Source organism: Paraburkholderia sp. SIMBA_054 (assembly GCF_046534875.1).
In the GTDB taxonomy this organism is placed as follows: Bacteria; Pseudomonadota; Gammaproteobacteria; order Burkholderiales; family Burkholderiaceae; genus Paraburkholderia; species Paraburkholderia hospita.
Window position 1 is genome coordinate 60,870 of the sequence record NZ_JAWRXV010000014.1, and the last position, 16,481, is coordinate 77,350.

Annotated in this window: 16 protein-coding genes and 1 pseudogene; 12 read left to right on the forward strand and 5 right to left on the reverse strand. The window is 61.0% G+C overall.

Features of this window, described 5'->3' with window-relative positions; translation table 11 throughout:
* Positions 1–53: 53 nt before the first annotated feature.
* From SB822_RS18660 to SB822_RS18680, 5 genes are all read left to right on the forward strand, one after another.
* A complete protein-coding gene (locus tag SB822_RS18660) occupies positions 54–1,046 on the forward strand; it encodes a putative 2-aminoethylphosphonate ABC transporter substrate-binding protein (RefSeq protein ID WP_407671916.1) in 993 nt (330 codons plus the stop codon).
* A gap of 113 nt (positions 1,047–1,159) precedes the next feature.
* Complete coding sequence (locus tag SB822_RS18665; RefSeq protein WP_007584206.1) at positions 1,160–2,251, forward strand: putative 2-aminoethylphosphonate ABC transporter ATP-binding protein; 1,092 nt, start codon at positions 1,160–1,162, stop codon at positions 2,249–2,251.
* The gene (locus tag SB822_RS18670; RefSeq protein WP_410855363.1) at positions 2,248–3,975 is read left to right on the forward strand and encodes a putative 2-aminoethylphosphonate ABC transporter permease subunit; all 1,728 of its coding nucleotides are present in this window, start codon (positions 2,248–2,250) and stop codon (positions 3,973–3,975) included. Before SB822_RS18665 ends, SB822_RS18670 begins: the two co-directional genes overlap by 4 nt.
* 35 nt (positions 3,976–4,010) lie before the next feature.
* On the forward strand, positions 4,011–5,141 hold the full coding sequence (locus SB822_RS18675; protein ID WP_410855364.1) for a 2-aminoethylphosphonate--pyruvate transaminase: 1,131 nt from the start codon (positions 4,011–4,013) through the stop codon (positions 5,139–5,141).
* A gap of 106 nt (positions 5,142–5,247) precedes the next feature.
* A complete protein-coding gene (locus SB822_RS18680; RefSeq protein WP_410855365.1) occupies positions 5,248–6,636 on the forward strand; it encodes an FAD-dependent oxidoreductase in 1,389 nt (462 codons plus the stop codon).
* Between the two features lie 12 nt (positions 6,637–6,648).
* Here the strand turns inward: SB822_RS18680 and SB822_RS18685 are convergent, their stop codons facing one another.
* The 4 genes and pseudogenes from SB822_RS18685 to SB822_RS18700 form a co-directional block, all read right to left on the reverse strand.
* Entirely contained in the window at positions 6,649–7,377 is a 729-nt protein-coding gene (locus SB822_RS18685; RefSeq protein WP_410855366.1) for a phosphonate utilization associated transcriptional regulator, read from the reverse strand.
* Positions 7,378–7,482: 105 nt separating this feature from the next.
* Positions 7,483–7,655, reverse strand: a pseudogene (locus SB822_RS18690) (potassium-transporting ATPase subunit KdpA); the annotation flags it as partial.
* 80 nt (positions 7,656–7,735) lie between these two features.
* Positions 7,736–8,209 (reverse strand): hypothetical protein, encoded by a 474-nt coding sequence (locus tag SB822_RS18695; RefSeq protein ID WP_410855367.1) that lies wholly within the window; start codon positions 8,207–8,209, stop codon positions 7,736–7,738.
* Entirely contained in the window at positions 8,155–8,793 is a 639-nt protein-coding gene (locus tag SB822_RS18700; RefSeq protein WP_410855368.1) for a GNAT family N-acetyltransferase, read from the reverse strand. Before SB822_RS18700 ends, SB822_RS18695 begins: the two co-directional genes overlap by 55 nt.
* A gap of 232 nt (positions 8,794–9,025) precedes the next feature.
* On the opposite strand from SB822_RS18700, the gene SB822_RS18705 reads away from it, so the two are divergent.
* Both SB822_RS18705 and SB822_RS18710 read left to right on the forward strand, forming a co-directional pair.
* Positions 9,026–9,382, forward strand: coding sequence for a potassium-transporting ATPase subunit C (locus SB822_RS18705; protein ID WP_410855369.1), 357 nt, complete (start codon positions 9,026–9,028; stop codon positions 9,380–9,382).
* Between the two features lie 50 nt (positions 9,383–9,432).
* Positions 9,433–10,353, forward strand: a complete 921-nt coding sequence (locus SB822_RS18710; protein WP_410855370.1) for a PTS sugar transporter subunit IIA — start codon at positions 9,433–9,435, stop codon at positions 10,351–10,353.
* A 110-nt stretch (positions 10,354–10,463) separates the two neighbouring features.
* Here the strand turns inward: SB822_RS18710 and SB822_RS18715 are convergent, their stop codons facing one another.
* Positions 10,464–10,739 carry a hypothetical protein gene (locus SB822_RS18715; protein ID WP_007732304.1) on the reverse strand — a complete coding sequence of 92 codons (276 nt, stop codon included), beginning with the start codon at positions 10,737–10,739 and terminating at the stop codon, positions 10,464–10,466.
* A gap of 844 nt (positions 10,740–11,583) precedes the next feature.
* Between SB822_RS18715 and SB822_RS18720 the strand changes: the two genes are divergently transcribed.
* From SB822_RS18720 to SB822_RS18740, 5 genes are all read left to right on the forward strand, one after another.
* Entirely contained in the window at positions 11,584–11,934 is a 351-nt protein-coding gene (locus tag SB822_RS18720) for a hypothetical protein (RefSeq protein WP_410855371.1), read from the forward strand.
* A gap of 215 nt (positions 11,935–12,149) precedes the next feature.
* The gene (locus SB822_RS18725) at positions 12,150–12,491 is read left to right on the forward strand and encodes a hypothetical protein (protein ID WP_007732310.1); all 342 of its coding nucleotides are present in this window, start codon (positions 12,150–12,152) and stop codon (positions 12,489–12,491) included.
* A gap of 268 nt (positions 12,492–12,759) precedes the next feature.
* Complete coding sequence (locus tag SB822_RS18730) at positions 12,760–13,176, forward strand: universal stress protein (protein ID WP_007732314.1); 417 nt, start codon at positions 12,760–12,762, stop codon at positions 13,174–13,176.
* A 575-nt stretch (positions 13,177–13,751) separates the two neighbouring features.
* On the forward strand, positions 13,752–15,734 hold the full coding sequence (locus SB822_RS18735; protein WP_410855372.1) for an SMP-30/gluconolactonase/LRE family protein: 1,983 nt from the start codon (positions 13,752–13,754) through the stop codon (positions 15,732–15,734).
* Between the two features lie 220 nt (positions 15,735–15,954).
* Positions 15,955–16,401 carry a cupin domain-containing protein gene (locus tag SB822_RS18740; RefSeq protein WP_007584226.1) on the forward strand — a complete coding sequence of 149 codons (447 nt, stop codon included), beginning with the start codon at positions 15,955–15,957 and terminating at the stop codon, positions 16,399–16,401.
* Positions 16,402–16,481 lie beyond the last annotated feature (80 nt).

Below are 16,481 nucleotides of genomic sequence, written 5' to 3' on the forward strand. Positions count from 1 at the left end.
GAGCGGGATTCAACGGTTGCAAGGGATTTCTGAAGGTGGCGGCGCGCTGTGTGATGGCGGCGTCGGTGATGTTCGGCGCTGCCCAGGCCGCACAGGCGAAGACGCAATTGCTGGTCTACACCGCGCTCGAAGACGAGGCGATGAAGCCGTACAAGGACGCCTTCGAAAAGGCGAACCCCGACATCGAGATCCGCTGGGTGCGCGATTCCACGGGCGCGGTCACGGCCAAGCTGCTCGCAGAAAAGAGCAACCCGCGCGCCGACGTCGTGCTTGGACTTGCCGCATCGAGCCTCACGTTGCTCGACCTGCAAGGCATGCTGATGCCGTATCAGCCGAAGGACTTCGACGCCCTGACGCGCAAATACAGCGACAGCAACACGCCGCCGCATTGGGTCGGCATGGACGTGTGGGGCGCGACCATCTGCTACAACCGCGTCGAAGCGGAAAAGCGCCATCTGCCGAAGCCGACCTCGTGGGAAGACCTCGCCAAGCCTGTCTACAAAGGGATGATCGTGATGCCGAGCCCGGTGTCGTCGGGCACGGGCTATCTCGATGTCACGTCGTGGCTGCAAACCTTCGGCGACGAGAAAGGCTGGCAGTACATGGACGCGCTCGACAAGAACGTCGCGCAATACGTGCACTCCGGCTCGAAGCCTTGCACGCTCGCGGGCACGGGCGAATTTCCGATCGGCATCTCGTTCGAATTCCGCGGTCATGAACTACAGGCGCAAGGTGCGCCCATCGACCTGATCTTTCCGAAAGAGGGACTCGGCTGGGACATGGAAGCGACGGGCGTCATGAAGACGACGAAGCATCCCGAAGAAGCGAAGAAACTCGCCGACTTCATGGCCAGCCGTCAGGCGAACGAAATCACCGCGCAATGGTGGGCGATCGTGGCCTATCCGGGTGTCGCAAAGAAACTGTCGGGCATTCCCGACAACTATCCGCAACTGCTCGTGAAGAACGATTTCGTCTGGTCCGCGAAGAACCGCCAGTCGATTCTCGAAGACTGGCAGAAACGCTACGGCAGCAAGGAGCAGAAGTAGCGACGGGTCTCGCGTGAAGCGCGCGCGACGCGTGCGCTTCGATCGGGGCGGGCAGCGCCTGCGCGTTGCTCGCGCTGCCGCGATGCGGAAGAGAAGCGAAGTCGGAGGATCAGATGACAGCGTATTTGAGCGTGGAGCAGGTTTCCAAGCGGTTCAACGAGACGACCGTTCTGAACGATATCCATCTCGGCGTGAAGAAGGGCGAGATGCTGTGTTTCCTGGGGCCGTCGGGGTGCGGCAAGACGACCTTGCTGCGCATTATCGCCGGGCTCGAAACGCAGAGCGCGGGGCGCATCATGCAGGACGGCCGTGATATCTCGCGCTTGCCGCCGCAGTTGCGCGACTACGGCATCGTGTTCCAGTCGTACGCGCTGTTTCCGAATCTGACGATCTTCGACAACGTGGCGTATGGCCTCGTGAATCGCAAGATGAAGCGCGCGGCGATCGCGGAGCGCGTGCACGAACTGCTTGCGCTGGTGGGCTTGCCGGATTCGCATCGCAAGCATCCGAACCAGTTGTCGGGCGGCCAGCAGCAGCGCATCGCGCTCGCACGGGCGCTTGCGACGTCGCCGGGCTTGCTGTTGCTCGACGAGCCGCTATCGGCGCTCGATGCGCGCGTGCGTGTGCGCTTGCGCCAGGAGATCCGCCAGCTGCAGCAACGGCTCGGCGTCACGACGATCATGGTCACGCACGACCAGGAAGAAGCGCTGTCGATGGCGGATCGCATCGTCGTGATGAATCATGGCGTGATCGAGCAGATCGGCTCGCCGCACGAGATCTATCGCGAGCCCGCGTCGCCGTTCGTTGCGGATTTCATTGGCAAGGTCAACATGATTCCCGCCGAAGTGATGCGCGACGGCACGCTGAAGGCGGGCGAGATCGGGCTGCACTACGGCTGCGGAAGCGCGCAGCCCGCGCCGGGTTCGCAGGTCTCGGCTTTCGTGCGTCCGGAAGACATCCATATCAGCCTGCCCGGCAGCGCGCCCGACAACCTGCTCGCAGCGCGGGTGGAAAAGCTCGAGTTTCTCGGCGCGTTCTGCCGCGTCAGTTTCAAGGTCGAAGGACTCGCGGGGCAGGAGATCGTCGCCGACCTGTCGTTCCACGAGATGCGCCGCACGGGCCTGCAAACGGGCGCGCGTTTCGACCTTGCCATTCAACGCGAAAGCGTCTGCGTGTTCACGGCCGCGAAGGAGCGTCTGCAATGAGCGCCGTCCTGATCGAACGCCGTAGCGGCGAAGAAGCGCACGCCGAAGTGCGGCAAATCACGCATTGGCATGACAGGATTGGACAGCTTGCGCTGTTGCTGATGTCCGCGATGCTCGCCATGTTTCTGCTGATGCCGCTGGCGCTCGTGATCGGCAAATGCTTCGTCGATGCGGACGGCAGGTTTATTGGGCTCGCGAACTTCAGCGGCTATCTGGCCAACTCTGCCGTCTGGACGTCGGCGCTGCATTCGGTGGCCGTCGCGTGCACGGTGACGTCGATCGTCATTCCGATGGCGTTCACGTTCGCCTACGCGCTCACGCGTTCATGCATGCCGATGAAGAACGCAGTCCGCACGGTGGCCTTGCTGCCGCTGCTCGCGCCCACGTTGCTGTCGGCGGTGTCGTTCATCTACTGGTTCGGCAATTCGGGGATTCTGAAGCCGTTGTTGCATGGACATTCGATCTACGGTTTCTCCGGCATCGTGTGCAGTCTCGTCTACGCGGCGTTTCCACATGTGCTGATGATTCTCGTCACGGCGTTGTCGCTCTCGGATGGCCGCCTGTATGAAGCCGCCGATGCAATGGGTACGAGCCGTCTGCGCAAGTTCGTGACGATCACGCTGCCGGGCGCGAAGTACGGCCTCATCAGCGCGACGATGGTGTCGTTCACGATCTGCATCAACGACTTCGGGGTTCCCGTTGTGATCGGCGGGCCGTACACAGTGCTGTCCACTGATATCTACAAGCTCATCATCGGCTTGCAGGACTTCAATCGCAGCGCAGTGGTCAGCTTGCTTCTGCTGTGCCCCGCGCTGGTTGCGTTCGCCGTCGACTACTTCATTCGCCGCAAGCAGCAGTCGCAACTCGGCGCGCGTTCGACGCCGTTCCAGCCGAAGCCGTCGCGCGGCTTCGACATGGCGATGCTCGCTTACTGCGCGATCGTGTGTCTGTTGATGATCGCCGTGGTCGGCATTTCGGTGTTCGCATCGTTCGTGAAGTTCTGGCCGTATCAGATGAGCCTCGGCTTGCAGCACTACAAGATGGGCCTGATCGCCGCCGGCATTTTCGATGCGTACAAGAACAGCCTGCAGATGGCGGCATGCGTGGCGCTCGGCGGCACGGCCATAGTGTTCGGCGGCGCGTATCTCGTCGAGAAGACGCGCGGGCCGCGCTGGCTGCGCGGTTTCATCAACCTCTGCGCGATCCTGCCGATGGGCGTGCCGGGGCTCGTGCTCGGCATCAGCTACATCTTTCTGTTCAATGCGCCCGCCAATCCGCTCAACGGTCTGTACGGCACGCTCGCGCTGCTTGCCATAGTGACGGTGGTCCACTACTACTCGTCGAGCCATCTGACGGCAGTGACCGCGTTGCGGCAGATCGACAACGAGTTCGAGGCGGTGTCCGCTTCGCTGAAAGTGCCTTTCTACAAGACGTTCTGGCGCGTCACCGTGCCCGTATGTCTGCCTTCGATCCTGCAGATCGCACGCTATCTGTTCGTCAACGGCATGACGACGGTATCGGCTGTCGCGTTCCTCTATTCGCCCGACACGCAACCCGCATCGGTGGCGATCCTGAACCTCGACGATGCAGGTCAGATCGGACCAGCCGCCGCGATGGCGACGCTCGTCCTCGTTACCGCTGCATTTGCGTGTCTGCTGTTTGCCGCCGTTTCGCACGGCGTGTTGCGTCGAACCCAGGCATGGCGCACCACGCGCCGTGGCTGAAACGAACTTTTCATCGTGTCCATCAAGGAGATGCCGTGAATCTGCCCCGTCAACCGATTTTGCTCACTCCCGGTCCGCTCACCACGTCCGACCGCACGCGCGACGCCATGCTGCGCGACTGGGGATCGTGGGATGGCGACTTCAACCAGATCACCGCGCGGATTCGCCGCGAGACGCTGCGCATCGTGCATGGTGAAGACACACACGAGTGCGTGCCCTTGCAAGGCAGCGGCACGTTCTCGGTCGAAGCGGCCATCGGCACGCTCGTTCCGCGCGACGGCCATGTGCTGGTGCCGAACAACGGCGCGTATTGTCAGCGGCTCGTGAAGATCTGCCGCGCGCTCGGGCGGCGTCATCAGAGCATCGACTATCCGGAAGACAAGCAGGTCAAACCGGCCGATATCGACCGCGCCCTCGCGGCGGACGCAAGCATCACGCACGTCGCGCTGGTCCATTGTGAAACGGGCGCGGGCGTGCTCAATCCGCTGCATGAGATCGCGATGGTGGTGGCGAAGCACGGGCGCAGCCTGATCGTCGACGCGATGAGTTCGTTCGGCGCGATCGATATCGACGCACGCCAGACGCCGTTCGATGCCGTCGTCGCCGCGTCAGGCAAGTGCCTGGAAGGCGTGCCGGGAATGGGGTTCGTGATCGCCCGGCGCAGCACGCTCGAACGCTGTGAAGGCAACAGTCATTCGCTCGCGATGGATCTCTACGATCAATGGGCGTACATGAACCGCACGACGCAATGGCGCTTCACGCCGCCGACGCATGTTGTCGCAGCGCTCGATCAGGCCATCGCGCAGTACATCGAGGAGGGCGGCCTCGAAGCACGGGGCGCACGTTATGCGCGCAACTGCCGCGCGCTGATCGAAGGGATGGCGGAACTGGGGTTCAGGCCGTTTCTCGACCCGTCGATTCAGGCGCCGATCATCGTGACGTTCCATGCACCCGACGATCCCGCCTACGACTTCAAAACCTTCTATCAGGAGGTGAAAAAGCGCGGCTATATCCTGTATCCCGGCAAGCTGACGCAGATCGAAACGTTCCGCGTCGGGTGCATCGGGCATTTCGGCGATGCAGGTATCCCCGGCGCGGTTGCGGCAATCGCGGACACGCTGAAGGCAATGGGGATTGCGCAAGTGTCGCCGAAAGCACTTGCGTGACTTGACTGATCGCTTCGAAGACTTCGCGTGGTCTCGCGCGTTCTCATAGGCGCGAGGTCTTCGGAGCATCGGCGCGGGTTCCGGCAAACCTATTCTGCGAGCAAACATGCGACCCTTCTGGATCGAACAGGCGCTTTTCTCCGATGGCGAATTGTCACCTGCCTTGCAAGGCACGACCACGGCGGACGTGTGTATCGTCGGTGGCGGCTATACGGGACTGTGGACAGCCATTCAGACGAAGCTGCAAAAGCCCGACATCGATATCGTGATCGTCGAAAGCGATCTTTGCGGCGCGGGTGCGAGCGGCCGCAACGGCGGCTGCATGCTGACGTGGTCCACGAAGTTCTTCACATTGCGGCGCCTGTTTGGCGAAGCGGAAGCACTGCGGCTGGTCAAGGCATCCGAAAAAGCCGTTCACCGCATCCGCGATTTCTGCGCGGCGCATCGTATCGATGCCGAACTGCGCATGGACGGCACGCTCTATACGGCGACATCGCGCGCGCAGATGGGCGCGCTGGACCCCGTCATCGCCGCGCTGCGCGATCACGGCATCCATTCGTATCATGACGTTTCACCCGATGAGGTGGCGCGCCGCTCCGGCTCGGCGCGCAATCTGGGCGGCGTGTTTTCTCCTACGGCGGCGACGGTGCATCCGGGCAAACTCGTGCGCGGCTTGCGGCGGGTCGCGCTCGAGATGGGCATACGGATCTACGAGCGCACGCCGATGCTCGACTTTTCAGACGGTGAACGTGTGACAGTACGCACGCCGTCGGGAAGCGTAACGGCCGGCAAGCTCGTGCTCGCGATCAATGCGTGGATGGCGAGCCGCTTCAGGCAATTCGAACGCACGCTCGCAATCGTGTCCAGTGACATGATCGTCACGGAGAAGTGCCCCGAACTGCTGGCGCGCAGCGGCCTGACGGATGGCGTGTCGGTGCTCGACTCGCGCATCTTCGTCTACTACTACCGCAGCACGCCTGACGGGCGGTTGATGCTGGGCAAGGGCGGCAACACGTTCGCATGGCGCGGCCGGATTGCGCCCGTATTCGATCAGCGCTCGCCGTATGAAGCCGAGTTGACACGCGGTTTGCACGCGTTCTTTCCCGCGTTGCGCGAGGTGCCCGTGACAGCGAGCTGGAACGGTCCTTCGGATCGTTCGGTGACGGGCTTTCCGTTCTTCGGCAGGCTCGACGACTCACCCAATGTGTTCTATGGATTCGGCTATTCAGGCAACGGCGTGGGGCCGACTTACATGGGCGGACAGATTCTGTCTTCGCTGTTGCTGGGACTCGATAACGCGTGGACACGCAGCCCGTTGACGCGCGGCCCACTGGGCCACTTTCCGCCGGAGCCGGTACGGTATGTCGGTTCGATCACCGTGCGCAACGCGATTCGGCGCAAGGAGCGCGCCGAGGACGAGGACCGGCAGCCGTGGCTGGTCGACCGGTGGCTGAGCCGGTTTGCGAGCGCGGCGGGTAAATCGGACAAGGCGTAGTCGGGTGTAGTTCTACGCCTCTGCGACGGATGCCCCATTAGAGCTGGCGGCCTCGATCCAGCGCTCATGCGCGCGCCGCATCCTGGCGATACCGTGCGCGACATGCTCGCGCACGAGCGCAACCGCGCGGTCTTCATCGCCGCTTGCGAGCGCGTTGACGATCTTCTCGTGCTCGGCGACGGATTCGCTCAACGCGCTTTGATCCGTTTCGATCGCCGCCTGGCGCAACAAGCCGAGTTGCAGCACGAGCTGGCGGTACGTCGCAACGAGATGCTGATTGCCGACGCCTTCGACCATCGCACCGTGCAACTGGACATTCAGCTCCGTGTAGCGCGCGAGATCGCGTGTTTTCTTCGCCGTTTTCATCGCAGTGACGATGCCCTTCAACGTGGCGAGCGTGTCTGGCCGCATGTGATTCGCCAGCTTCCGCGCGACCGATTCGTCGAGCATCGCCCGCACTTCATAAATTTCTTCCGCTTCCCGCAGCGACACGACACGTACGATCACGCCACGGTTCTTTTCCGTCTTCAGGAGCCCGGACGCCTCCAGCGCGCGGAACGCTTCGCGCACGGGGCCACGCGACACGCCCAGACGCGTGGCGATTTCAACTTCGTTGAGCTTTTCGCCGGGCGCGAACTCGCCCGACAGGATGCTGCGGTGAAGACTTTCCTGCACGAGCATCGCGAGGGATTGTCGACGCAGGAGTTCAAAGGCATCGGGCAGGTTGTTGTTGTCGGTCATGGAGATCGATCCCGGAGTGTCAGCGGTCACATAGCATCTGCGCAAACATTGCGGTGCGTTTTGTTTATTGTCAACGGTAACCGTTGGGGAAGACCTTCAGGCTGTCTGCATCAGCACCAGCGGTACGAGTCCGCCAACGGGCGTCAACGAATCGCGCATCGCATCCACCGTGCCGTCGCCGCCGCTCGTTGTTACGGTGGCATAGAGCGCCGAGGTCGCCACGCCGAACGGGTCTCCTTGCCTTCCATTTTGCCGCCCTGGACGACGACACTGTGCGCGGCACTGGCGTCCGTTGCAGGGCTATGCGTGATGTTGTCAACGCGCCGCGCGACTCTGAATGCGAGCGGTGTACGACGGGTCAGAAGGGTCCTGCAAGTTCCGGATTCAGTTCGATGTGCAGCACGACGAGCCAGCGGTTTGGACAGCTGTCGGCGATCTTCAGCACGTCTTGGTCATCGCTGGTGTGCGGCGCGCCGATGTAGCCCTTGTCCAATGCGTCACGCCACGCACGCCGGGCATCCGCCTGCAGCCAGTAGCCGACGAGCCCACACGTCACGCAGCTGAAGAGCAGCGTGTGAAGCATCGTCAGGCCGGGATTGACCTGCTGCGCAACATACACAAAGGCGGTGGTCATTACCTGGTTCGCCACGATGCTGACGAGCACGAGCTTTAGCCAGCCGCGCGCACGCATCGCCGCCTTCAGGCGAGCTTCCTCCTGCGGGTCTTTGTGCCCGGAACGATCGTTCCGCCGAGGTGGCTCCTGCATATCGTTGTGATTCACGCTGCAAAGCGGACGTAGCGAGCGCTGGGCAGCGCGATCTGATGTGTCCATGCTGCGAGTGTCCGTGCGACGACGGGCGCCTTGCTGAGTATCGCGCTTTCATAGACCTTTCCGGCGAAGCGCACGGCATCGACAATGCGGAACCCCTGCCCACGATAGAAGGCAACGAGATGTGAAGCCGGATAGGGCGTGTCGAGGGCGATTTCCGAGTAGCCGCGTGTCGCCGCCCAGTGCTCGGCAAACGCCAGCAGTGATTTGCCGATGCCGCGGTTTTGCCACGATGGGTCGATGGCCAACTGGCGGATCGTGGCCACATTGCGCCGATGATAATGTTCACAGGCCGATTCGTTGTCGGGCGCATACAGCGTCATGGTGCCGATCACCTTGCCCTCGCTGACCACCACTAAGCAGTCGCCAGCTTTGGCCCGCCGCATCGTGACAGCCACATCCTGATCAACACAGGTGCAGTTCAGCCCCATCATGCCGAGACGCGCAAACGCGTGGTGCAGCATCGTCGTGAGCTGCTCGTACGAGTCGCGCGACGGATCGAAGCGCCTTAGCAGGATGTTGCGAATGCTCGGTCTGACGTGGTCGACAGGGGCATGTTTTGCGGCTGTGGCACGGCGTTTCGACATGGCATCGCTCCGAAATTCATGAGTTATCCAAAGTCTAGGGTTGGCATCTGCGTGTCTCAAGAAAAAATGTCGTAAAAAACTTGCGCGGCTTGCCGCTTATCTTCCTTATGCACGCTCCCTCGCCGGATTTACACCGTTTTTACTCGCGCCGTCCTATACCTTTATACGAACCTGTCTCACCGCAGCGAAGGCGCCTGATGCCCGTCACCGCACGGGCAGCGACGGCAAGAGCGTGACGACACTCGAACCCATGAAGGATGGGAGCGACATCCAGTCGATGTTCTTCGACATGTGGAGACAGGATCAACCCGATGTCGCCGTGCAGGACGTGCCCGGCGATTTCGTCACCACGTCCGGCTCGGGCCTGGATCCGCATATCACGCTGGCGAACGCGATGCATCAGCTCGATCGCGTCGCGGCAGCGTGGGCGAAGGACACGAAACGCGACCCTGGTGCCGTGCGCGCGGAAATCGGCGCATTATTGCGTGATAACGCGCACGCACCGTTCGGCGGGCTCGCCGGCGATCCGTTCGTCAATGTGCTCGAGGTGAACCTCGATTTGCGCCGCCGCTATGGACCGCCTGCATAGCCGCTGCTGAAACCCGGAGCGAAACGGGAACGCATGCATCAAGGGACAACATGAAACACGCCCTGCCAGACCTGAAAGCCCTCTTCGGCCTGAGACACGCCGCACCGCATCGCGCTGCACAGCCCGCCACGGGCCGCGATGTCGTTATGCGCATCACACTCGATGCGCAGCATGCGACGCCGTTGCGCCAGGCGCTGATCCGCGATTGCGCCGGGCAGTCGTGGACGATTCGCATGACGCCGCTGCACGGAACGGATCGCGTGCGGTTGATGCTCTACTTGCCGAGATCGGCATTGAAGGACGCGATGCAGCGCGTGACGCGTTTCGCGCCGACTGCCGAAATTGGGCAGTTGCTGGAGGTGCCGGACGCGCCCACCGACGCGTGGAGCAAGCTCATGCATGATGCAGAGCCGCCGCTTGCCGATGCGTATGGGAGGCACAAGGACCAGGCCACGGGCGAAGACACGATCGCTCATCTGCTCACCGAGGAACACGTTCTGCTCGATCTGGCGGTTGCCGATCGCGAAGCGCTTTTCGCACACCTTGCGCAATTCATCGAACAACACTACGGGTTGGAGGCAGCCTCCGTCACGGCCGGGCTGGCTGCGCGCGAAGCATTGGGTTCGACGGCGCTTGGCCAGGGGGTTGCCGTGCCTCATGGCCACGTCAAGGGGATTCACGGCGCCGTTGCGCTGTACGTGCGCCCGATCATGCCGATTCCATTCGATGCGCCGGACGGAAGACCCGTGACCGACCTGGTCGTGCTGTTTGTCCCGGAGTGGGCGAACATGACGCACCTCCACCTGCTGGCCGAAGTGGCGGAACGATTTTGCGATCAACGGTTTCGCGAGCGGCTTCACGCCTGCGCAGACCCCCACGCCGTATGCGAGCTTTTTGCCGATTTCGAGGTGCAAGATGCTGCGGAGCGTGGCGTAACGGGTGCAGCGCGGGCGACAGATCATCGACTGTAGTGAAACCGTTTCGGCCGTGCGCGATTGCGAATGGTCTCGAGGAAGTCACGAAATCGGCCGTTTTCAGGCCATGCACCCGTGAATTGTTGATGCTTCGCAGAAGCGTGGCGTTAAAGATCGGCGGCGCAGAGCGTAATCCGCTCGCCTGTACGCGGCAATTGCCTCTCGGCGATCGCTTTCCGGAGACGGTGTTTACCGAGCTCGAATGCGAGCACCAACTGTCTTGGCGTCTGGTCCGCCGCACCCAGTCCCTCGCACATCACTTCGGCAGGCAGCGCGAAGGCGCAGTATCCCCAGCCGAAACCGTACGCGGAAAACCACACCGACGAGTCGGTAGTGAGGGTGGGTGCGGTGAAATGGGTCTTGGTTCGATCTTTGTCCAACACGATTCTGTCCGATAGCAAGGGATACGGAAGATCCGGCACGATCCAGACGCGCTCGTCGCAAGTAGCGCAACGCTGTCGCAAGCGCTCGCAGAAACACGTCCGGTGTATGCACGATTCATGCACTTCGTGCCGTTGCCGCCCCCGACCACCTGGCGTATTCCTGCAAGCGCTTGCGTCAACCGTCTACGAAAAGAATGCGAACGGCAAAATCGCAGCGATATAGACTGAGATTCCGAACGTAGCAAAGCCCAGGCTGATCGCCAGCAACCCGAGAACGCCAGCGGCGATTGCCAGTCCGACGCACCAGCGGTGCTGGATTTGACGGCCTGCGATGACGCTTCTATCCACGGTCGCTTCCGCGACGGTTTCTGCCGTACTTGTGTATTGACGAAATCTCAACCGAAGCATGCACAACCTCGCTTTCTTTAACGTTGAGATTCTGTTACTTGCCGTATAACAAATTTATAAAACCATAGGTGCGCGCCGTTAATTCAGCATATGCGAGCGCGCGATCAACATACGATTTTTATAAGTCGCGTCAGGTGTCTTTACGCGGATTTTAGAAGCGGCTCGTTACGATTGCGGATTGGCTTTGCAGCGCCGCTGCGTGGCGCCATATCTGGAAGTCAGCGGATTCACGCTCAGGCAGATATCGCGCGTGATCAGGATGACGCGACGCCGAGAGTGACCCGAACCGGCACGGCACGATGCCTTCGTCCGGATGGATCGATGGCGTAGAACAGCGGCACGAGACCGCGTGATGGCTTTGACACAAGAGGAACATCCCATGCGAATCCAGCCCACGAGAAGTCGACATCGACGGGCACCGCGTACAAGAGCACTGGTGAAGATCATTGTCCTTGTCGTGCTGGTCAACCAGATTCTGACGGCCAGCTTCGCGTTTCTCGCGCACGAGAATCATCCCGACATTGCGTTCGGCCTGACGACGCTTTTCAGTTTTCTGTTGTGCGCGATTCTCAGTACCTGGATCCGCTCGGACGCGAAGCACGCATGGCTTCACGCGCGTGACGCAGGTTTTCTGAGTTCCGCGTTGATACGTGGCGGTCGCACGGTGTGGATCCGGCAACACTGTCCGAGACGCTGGCTGGTCGTGCTTCATATCGAACTCGAAGGCGGGCTTGCGGCGTCGGAGACCGAGCCGGCGCGAACCGCGCAGACTGGCCGCGAGACCTGACATACGCACTTGCGTGTGCGACGAATCTTCGATGTGTTACCTGATATTCCCCTGGTGCTCGCCGACGAGCCAGATCGCGATGAGCAAGAGCGGATCAGGTTTGACTGGCGCTGCAAATGGAAGCGTCTGTCTGTCGCTCTTTACGACATTTTTTCTTGCGGCGCTTCAATGACGAACCCTACACTTCGCGGGTTTGGCGAAGCCAGAGGAAAGCAATGACCCGCACCAAGGCAGCAATGTTTTTCAGGGGGATGAGCAAGGTTATGTTCATCGCGATCGCAGTGAACCTGTTCCTGACGAATATCTTCGAATATCTGGCGCAGACGCTGGATCTCGGTCTGGACAACCAGGCAGTGACACTATTCAGTTGCGTGACGTGCGGGTTGCTGACGCTATGGCTCCAGTCCGATGCGCGCCGTGCATTTGCACTCGCGCAGACCAACGGTTATGTCCGCGCGGAAGGCGAGAGCCGCGATGGCTTGCAGATTGCCGCTGATTGTCCCAAACGCTGGCTCGTCGTCTTGCACCTCGAACTGAGTTCCGCCGCCTTGCGCTAGCCGCGCTGCTGCGCTGAACTACAACGCGCGGCAACCCAGACATATCGTCACCGAGCTAGGGGTGGGTTATCGGCTTGTGGGCGTCAGGTAGTGGACAGGCCGCCGACGCCTCGGGCGATTGTTGTCCAGTGTCGACGTACGCGCTGTGAACCTGACGCCACTGGATATTGACAGCATTTTTATGCCCGTGATCTAAAGCTTTTCGGTGTCTTGACGCGATGAGTGCTGCAATGGAAAGCAGGTGATTCCCGTCGTGTCGAGGTCGAAGATGTTGAGACTGCTCATTCCAGTGCTTTCCCAGGCGGGCGCACTTGAAGCTGCGCGCCACGCAGCGTTTCTCTTTGCTGAAAAATGCGTGGCGCAGGTCGAGCTGATCGAGGTACTGGAAGAAGTGGGAGAGGGCCGCACGGTCGCGTTTCAGTCGCGCTCGGCATTGCGGCGGCGCGAGAAGCTTTCGATGCGCGATGCTCTGACACGGACTCGCGCGGTACTCGATGATGCCGGCGTGCCCTATACGTGGAAGCGTGTTTTTGGCCCCCCTGAAAAGACCATTGCCGCGTATGCCGCGATGAACGGCGCTGACGTCGTGGTGCTCGACGCGAGCGGTTTCGGCTTCTTCCGAAGGTGGGGCATGCTCGCGAAATTGTGGCGCCTGAGTCCCACGCCCATCACGGTGCTGCATTGACGGGCGAGGTACCGCAGTCGTCGAACCTCACGACGGACGGTGTCTGTTACGGATGATTTGTGAGGGTCATCCAGAACTTCAATGTGAGATGCACATCTCAGGCACGCTGACGACGCAGACCTTCCGTCGGCCTTCGCCGTGACTGCCAATGATGTTTGGAACGACAGCTTGTCTTGATGTTTATTCAAGGTCTGCCGATTCGTCTCGTTGCGCGCTTGCGTCTGCCCACATGAGCGGGCGACGTACAACCCTCAAAATTGATTCACCAGCCGATCCGGCAACAATCAACTGGTCGTTACGCCGCCCAAAATTCACCGAGCGCCCGACCGATAAACGATAAGCAAAGCCCCGGCTCGTGGCGTCGTCATCATGGTCCAGTTGAAAAATCGCTCAACTCGAGTCGCGCTTCGCCGTTAACTCAGACGATATCCCACACCAATTCGACGCGTCACGTCGCCCGTTTCGCGACGTACGGGCTCGAATCGTGAGGGTTCGGACTGCAAGTTTGCCAGGGTTGGCAACACCGCACTATGGACACCCGTACTGCACGGCGTGCGATCGGACAAACATCCCTCATGGTTTTCAAAGGACTCTGTACCGCGTTAGTCGCGGTAATGCTGAACGTAGCGGCTGCGTCCGTTTGCGAAGCGCAATACTCCACCAGCTGGATGGCCAACACACATGGCACGGCGACGACTCGGGTAGGCAATGTGGCTCGCTCGATGTGGGTGGCATCCGAAGGGGTGATCTACACCGCGTCGATGTGGGATGAGGACCAGGGCGGCATCGCGATCTATCAGAACGGACAGAACATCGGATCGATCGGGGCGCACGGCGAGTTTCAGGGCGGTGCGATCACCGGCAACTCGACCTCGCTGTTCGCTGCGCTGCAGTTCAACGCCACGTACGGAAGCGGCAAGGTTGGTCGATACGACCGGGGAAGCCGAACGCGCGACCTGCTGATCACGGTCAGCGACACAACCACCGAACACCTCGCGGATGTCGTCACCGGACTCGCAACGTCGGGCTCGCTGCTCTACGCGAGCGATTTCCCAGGCAACCGCGTACGCGTGTTTACGACGTCTGGTGTCTGGCTGCGCGATATCGGCGTGGCAGGGCCGGGCGCGCTCGCGGTGGACGCGGGCGGCAACATCTGGGTCGCGCAACAAAGCGTGGGTACTGTGGTCCAGTTCAGCCCAACCGGCGAACGTGGAAACACCATCCAGCTGCCAGCCAAAGCGCAACCCTCTTCGCTGTATTTTGACTCGCTCACCGGGCAGTTATGGATCGGCGACGAGGGGCCGGATATGAACATCAAGATTTATGACGTCTCCAGCGCACCGTATGTTGCCGGTACGTTTGGTGTTCAAGGCGGCTTCCTCAATACGGTCACCGGCATCAAGGGACAGGTAGGCGACAGGCGGTTCACGCGCGTTACCGGCATCGGCAGGGATTCTGCGCGCAATCTCTACGTGCTGAACAACCCGTGGGGCGGATCGTGGGATCTCGGCCGCAACGGCGGCACCGACATCCACGCATACGATGGCACGGGAGTTCTGCGCTGGCAGCTCCAGTCAGTGAACTTTGAAGGCAACGCCGCACCGGATCCAGCCACCGACGGGGCGATCTTCTACGGCGGTATGAACATTTATGCGGGCACCCCGGGAGGCGCCTACGTTGCCAACACAATCGATCCATTCACCTACCCCTCCGATCCGCGCATCAATCTCGCCGACCACGAACGCGGCGAGCATTTCGCTCAGGTCGTCAGCGTGGGCGGACACCGGATACTCGTCGCAGCGAGCCAGAATCCCGATACCTTTTATTTTTTCCATTTCAATCAGGCAAGCGGGTACATTGCGATTCCCGATAGCACGCTGCCGGGAGCGTCGTTCGGTACGACGACAAAAGTCCGCAACGGCTTCTGCCTGGATAGCAAGGGCGATATCTGGGCTGGCCTCGACAAGACCAACGCGATTTCACACTATCCGCTGAACGGCTTCGATACGAACGGCAAACCGTTGTGGGGTGCCGCGATCACGATGCCGATTCCGGCGACGATTGGGCAACTGACGCGCATCATGTACCTGCCCGAAAGCGACACGATGATTCTCACAGGGATCACCGGCAGCACGGACTGGACCGCGGTCGGATCGCGTGTCGAGGTGTATCACGGCTGGCTGGCCGGCAACAGGACTGCGCCGAATCCGGTGATCAACCTTACTAGCGTCAATCCCAAATCGGTTGTGGCCGCCGGGAATTATCTTTTTGTGGGCTACGTCCATACCGTGCCGAATATCGATGCGTTCAACCTCACGACGGGGAACCTCGATATCACGCTCGTCAATAGCAATCCGAACACAGTCGATGTGGGCAACGACGTGGACTCGATGTATGGACTTCGGGCGTTTCAGCGTTCGAACGGCGAATATGAAGTAACGAAGGACAACTACAACGACTCGAGCATTGTGCTGTATCGCTGGACGCCGCCTGCGTCGAGCGGGACGGGCGTGAGTGCGGCCAAGGCGATGATGGTGTCACCATTCAGTGTGAATTGACGATGCGCGTTGGCCGCAGCGACCGAAGTGGCGAATCAATACATCGGTGCGTGAGTGGGCAGGGTTCGGGCCAATAGCGGCCTGTCGCCGCTCCCGGACAAAATGCGTTCTTGAGAGGCGCATAATCCGAGATGAATTGCGTTCCGTTCGGTCGGCGGACGCGCCGTAAGCGGCACGCCCCGCGGACTGGTGAGAATCCTTAATCCGAAGGAGTTCGAAAATGACAACTGGCGGCGCGGCTCCGATCGAACCCATCAACATTGGTCAATTGAGCATTCAGTATCTGATTGATGGAACTGCCACGGGCGGGATGGGCGTTTTCGAATTGACCGTGGCTCCCGGCGCTCAAGTCCCGCCGCCACATAGCCACACACGTAACGAAGAGTGCGTCTATGTGCTGGAGGGCATGCTTCGGTACTCGGTCGACGGAGTAGTCCGAGACCTGGTGCCGGGTGAATGGATGTTTACCCCTCGTGGGTCGGTTCATCACTTCAGCAACCCGCACAATGGCACGGCCCGCGCACTGATCGTCCTTACGCCGGACGTAGGTGCTCAGTATTTTCGTGATGTCGGAACAATCGTAAGCGCCGGCGGGCCGCCCGACCGCTCGAAGCTTATCGATGTCATGTCCAGGTACGGGCTGGTGCCAGCGCCACCACCCCAATGAAACCTGGGTGTTGGACGTTCAGGGGTCGGCCAACAACCGCCGTGCAAATCGTTGTCTCCGACGTCCGTTTTCGGTTTCGC

Excerpts from the sequence above, each read along its gene's own strand:
- SB822_RS18685 (WP_410855366.1), bottom strand. The coding sequence starts at position 7,377 with ATGACCGACAACAACAACCTGCCCGATGCCTTTGAACTCCTGCGTCGA.
- SB822_RS18730 (WP_007732314.1), top strand. The coding sequence starts at position 12,760 with ATGTTGAGACTGCTCATTCCAGTGCTTTCCCAGGCGGGCGCACTTGAA.
- SB822_RS18735 (WP_410855372.1), top strand. The coding sequence starts at position 13,752 with ATGGTTTTCAAAGGACTCTGTACCGCGTTAGTCGCGGTAATGCTGAAC.
- SB822_RS18700 (WP_410855368.1), bottom strand. The coding sequence starts at position 8,793 with ATGTCGAAACGCCGTGCCACAGCCGCAAAACATGCCCCTGTCGACCAC.
- SB822_RS18710 (WP_410855370.1), top strand. The coding sequence starts at position 9,433 with ATGAAACACGCCCTGCCAGACCTGAAAGCCCTCTTCGGCCTGAGACAC.
- SB822_RS18665 (WP_007584206.1), top strand. The coding sequence starts at position 1,160 with ATGACAGCGTATTTGAGCGTGGAGCAGGTTTCCAAGCGGTTCAACGAG.
- SB822_RS18725 (WP_007732310.1), top strand. The coding sequence starts at position 12,150 with ATGACCCGCACCAAGGCAGCAATGTTTTTCAGGGGGATGAGCAAGGTT.
- SB822_RS18695 (WP_410855367.1), bottom strand. The coding sequence starts at position 8,209 with ATGGACACATCAGATCGCGCTGCCCAGCGCTCGCTACGTCCGCTTTGC.
- SB822_RS18740 (WP_007584226.1), top strand. The coding sequence starts at position 15,955 with ATGACAACTGGCGGCGCGGCTCCGATCGAACCCATCAACATTGGTCAA.
- SB822_RS18660 (WP_407671916.1), top strand. The coding sequence starts at position 54 with ATGGCGGCGTCGGTGATGTTCGGCGCTGCCCAGGCCGCACAGGCGAAG.
- SB822_RS18680 (WP_410855365.1), top strand. The coding sequence starts at position 5,248 with ATGCGACCCTTCTGGATCGAACAGGCGCTTTTCTCCGATGGCGAATTG.
- SB822_RS18670 (WP_410855363.1), top strand. The coding sequence starts at position 2,248 with ATGAGCGCCGTCCTGATCGAACGCCGTAGCGGCGAAGAAGCGCACGCC.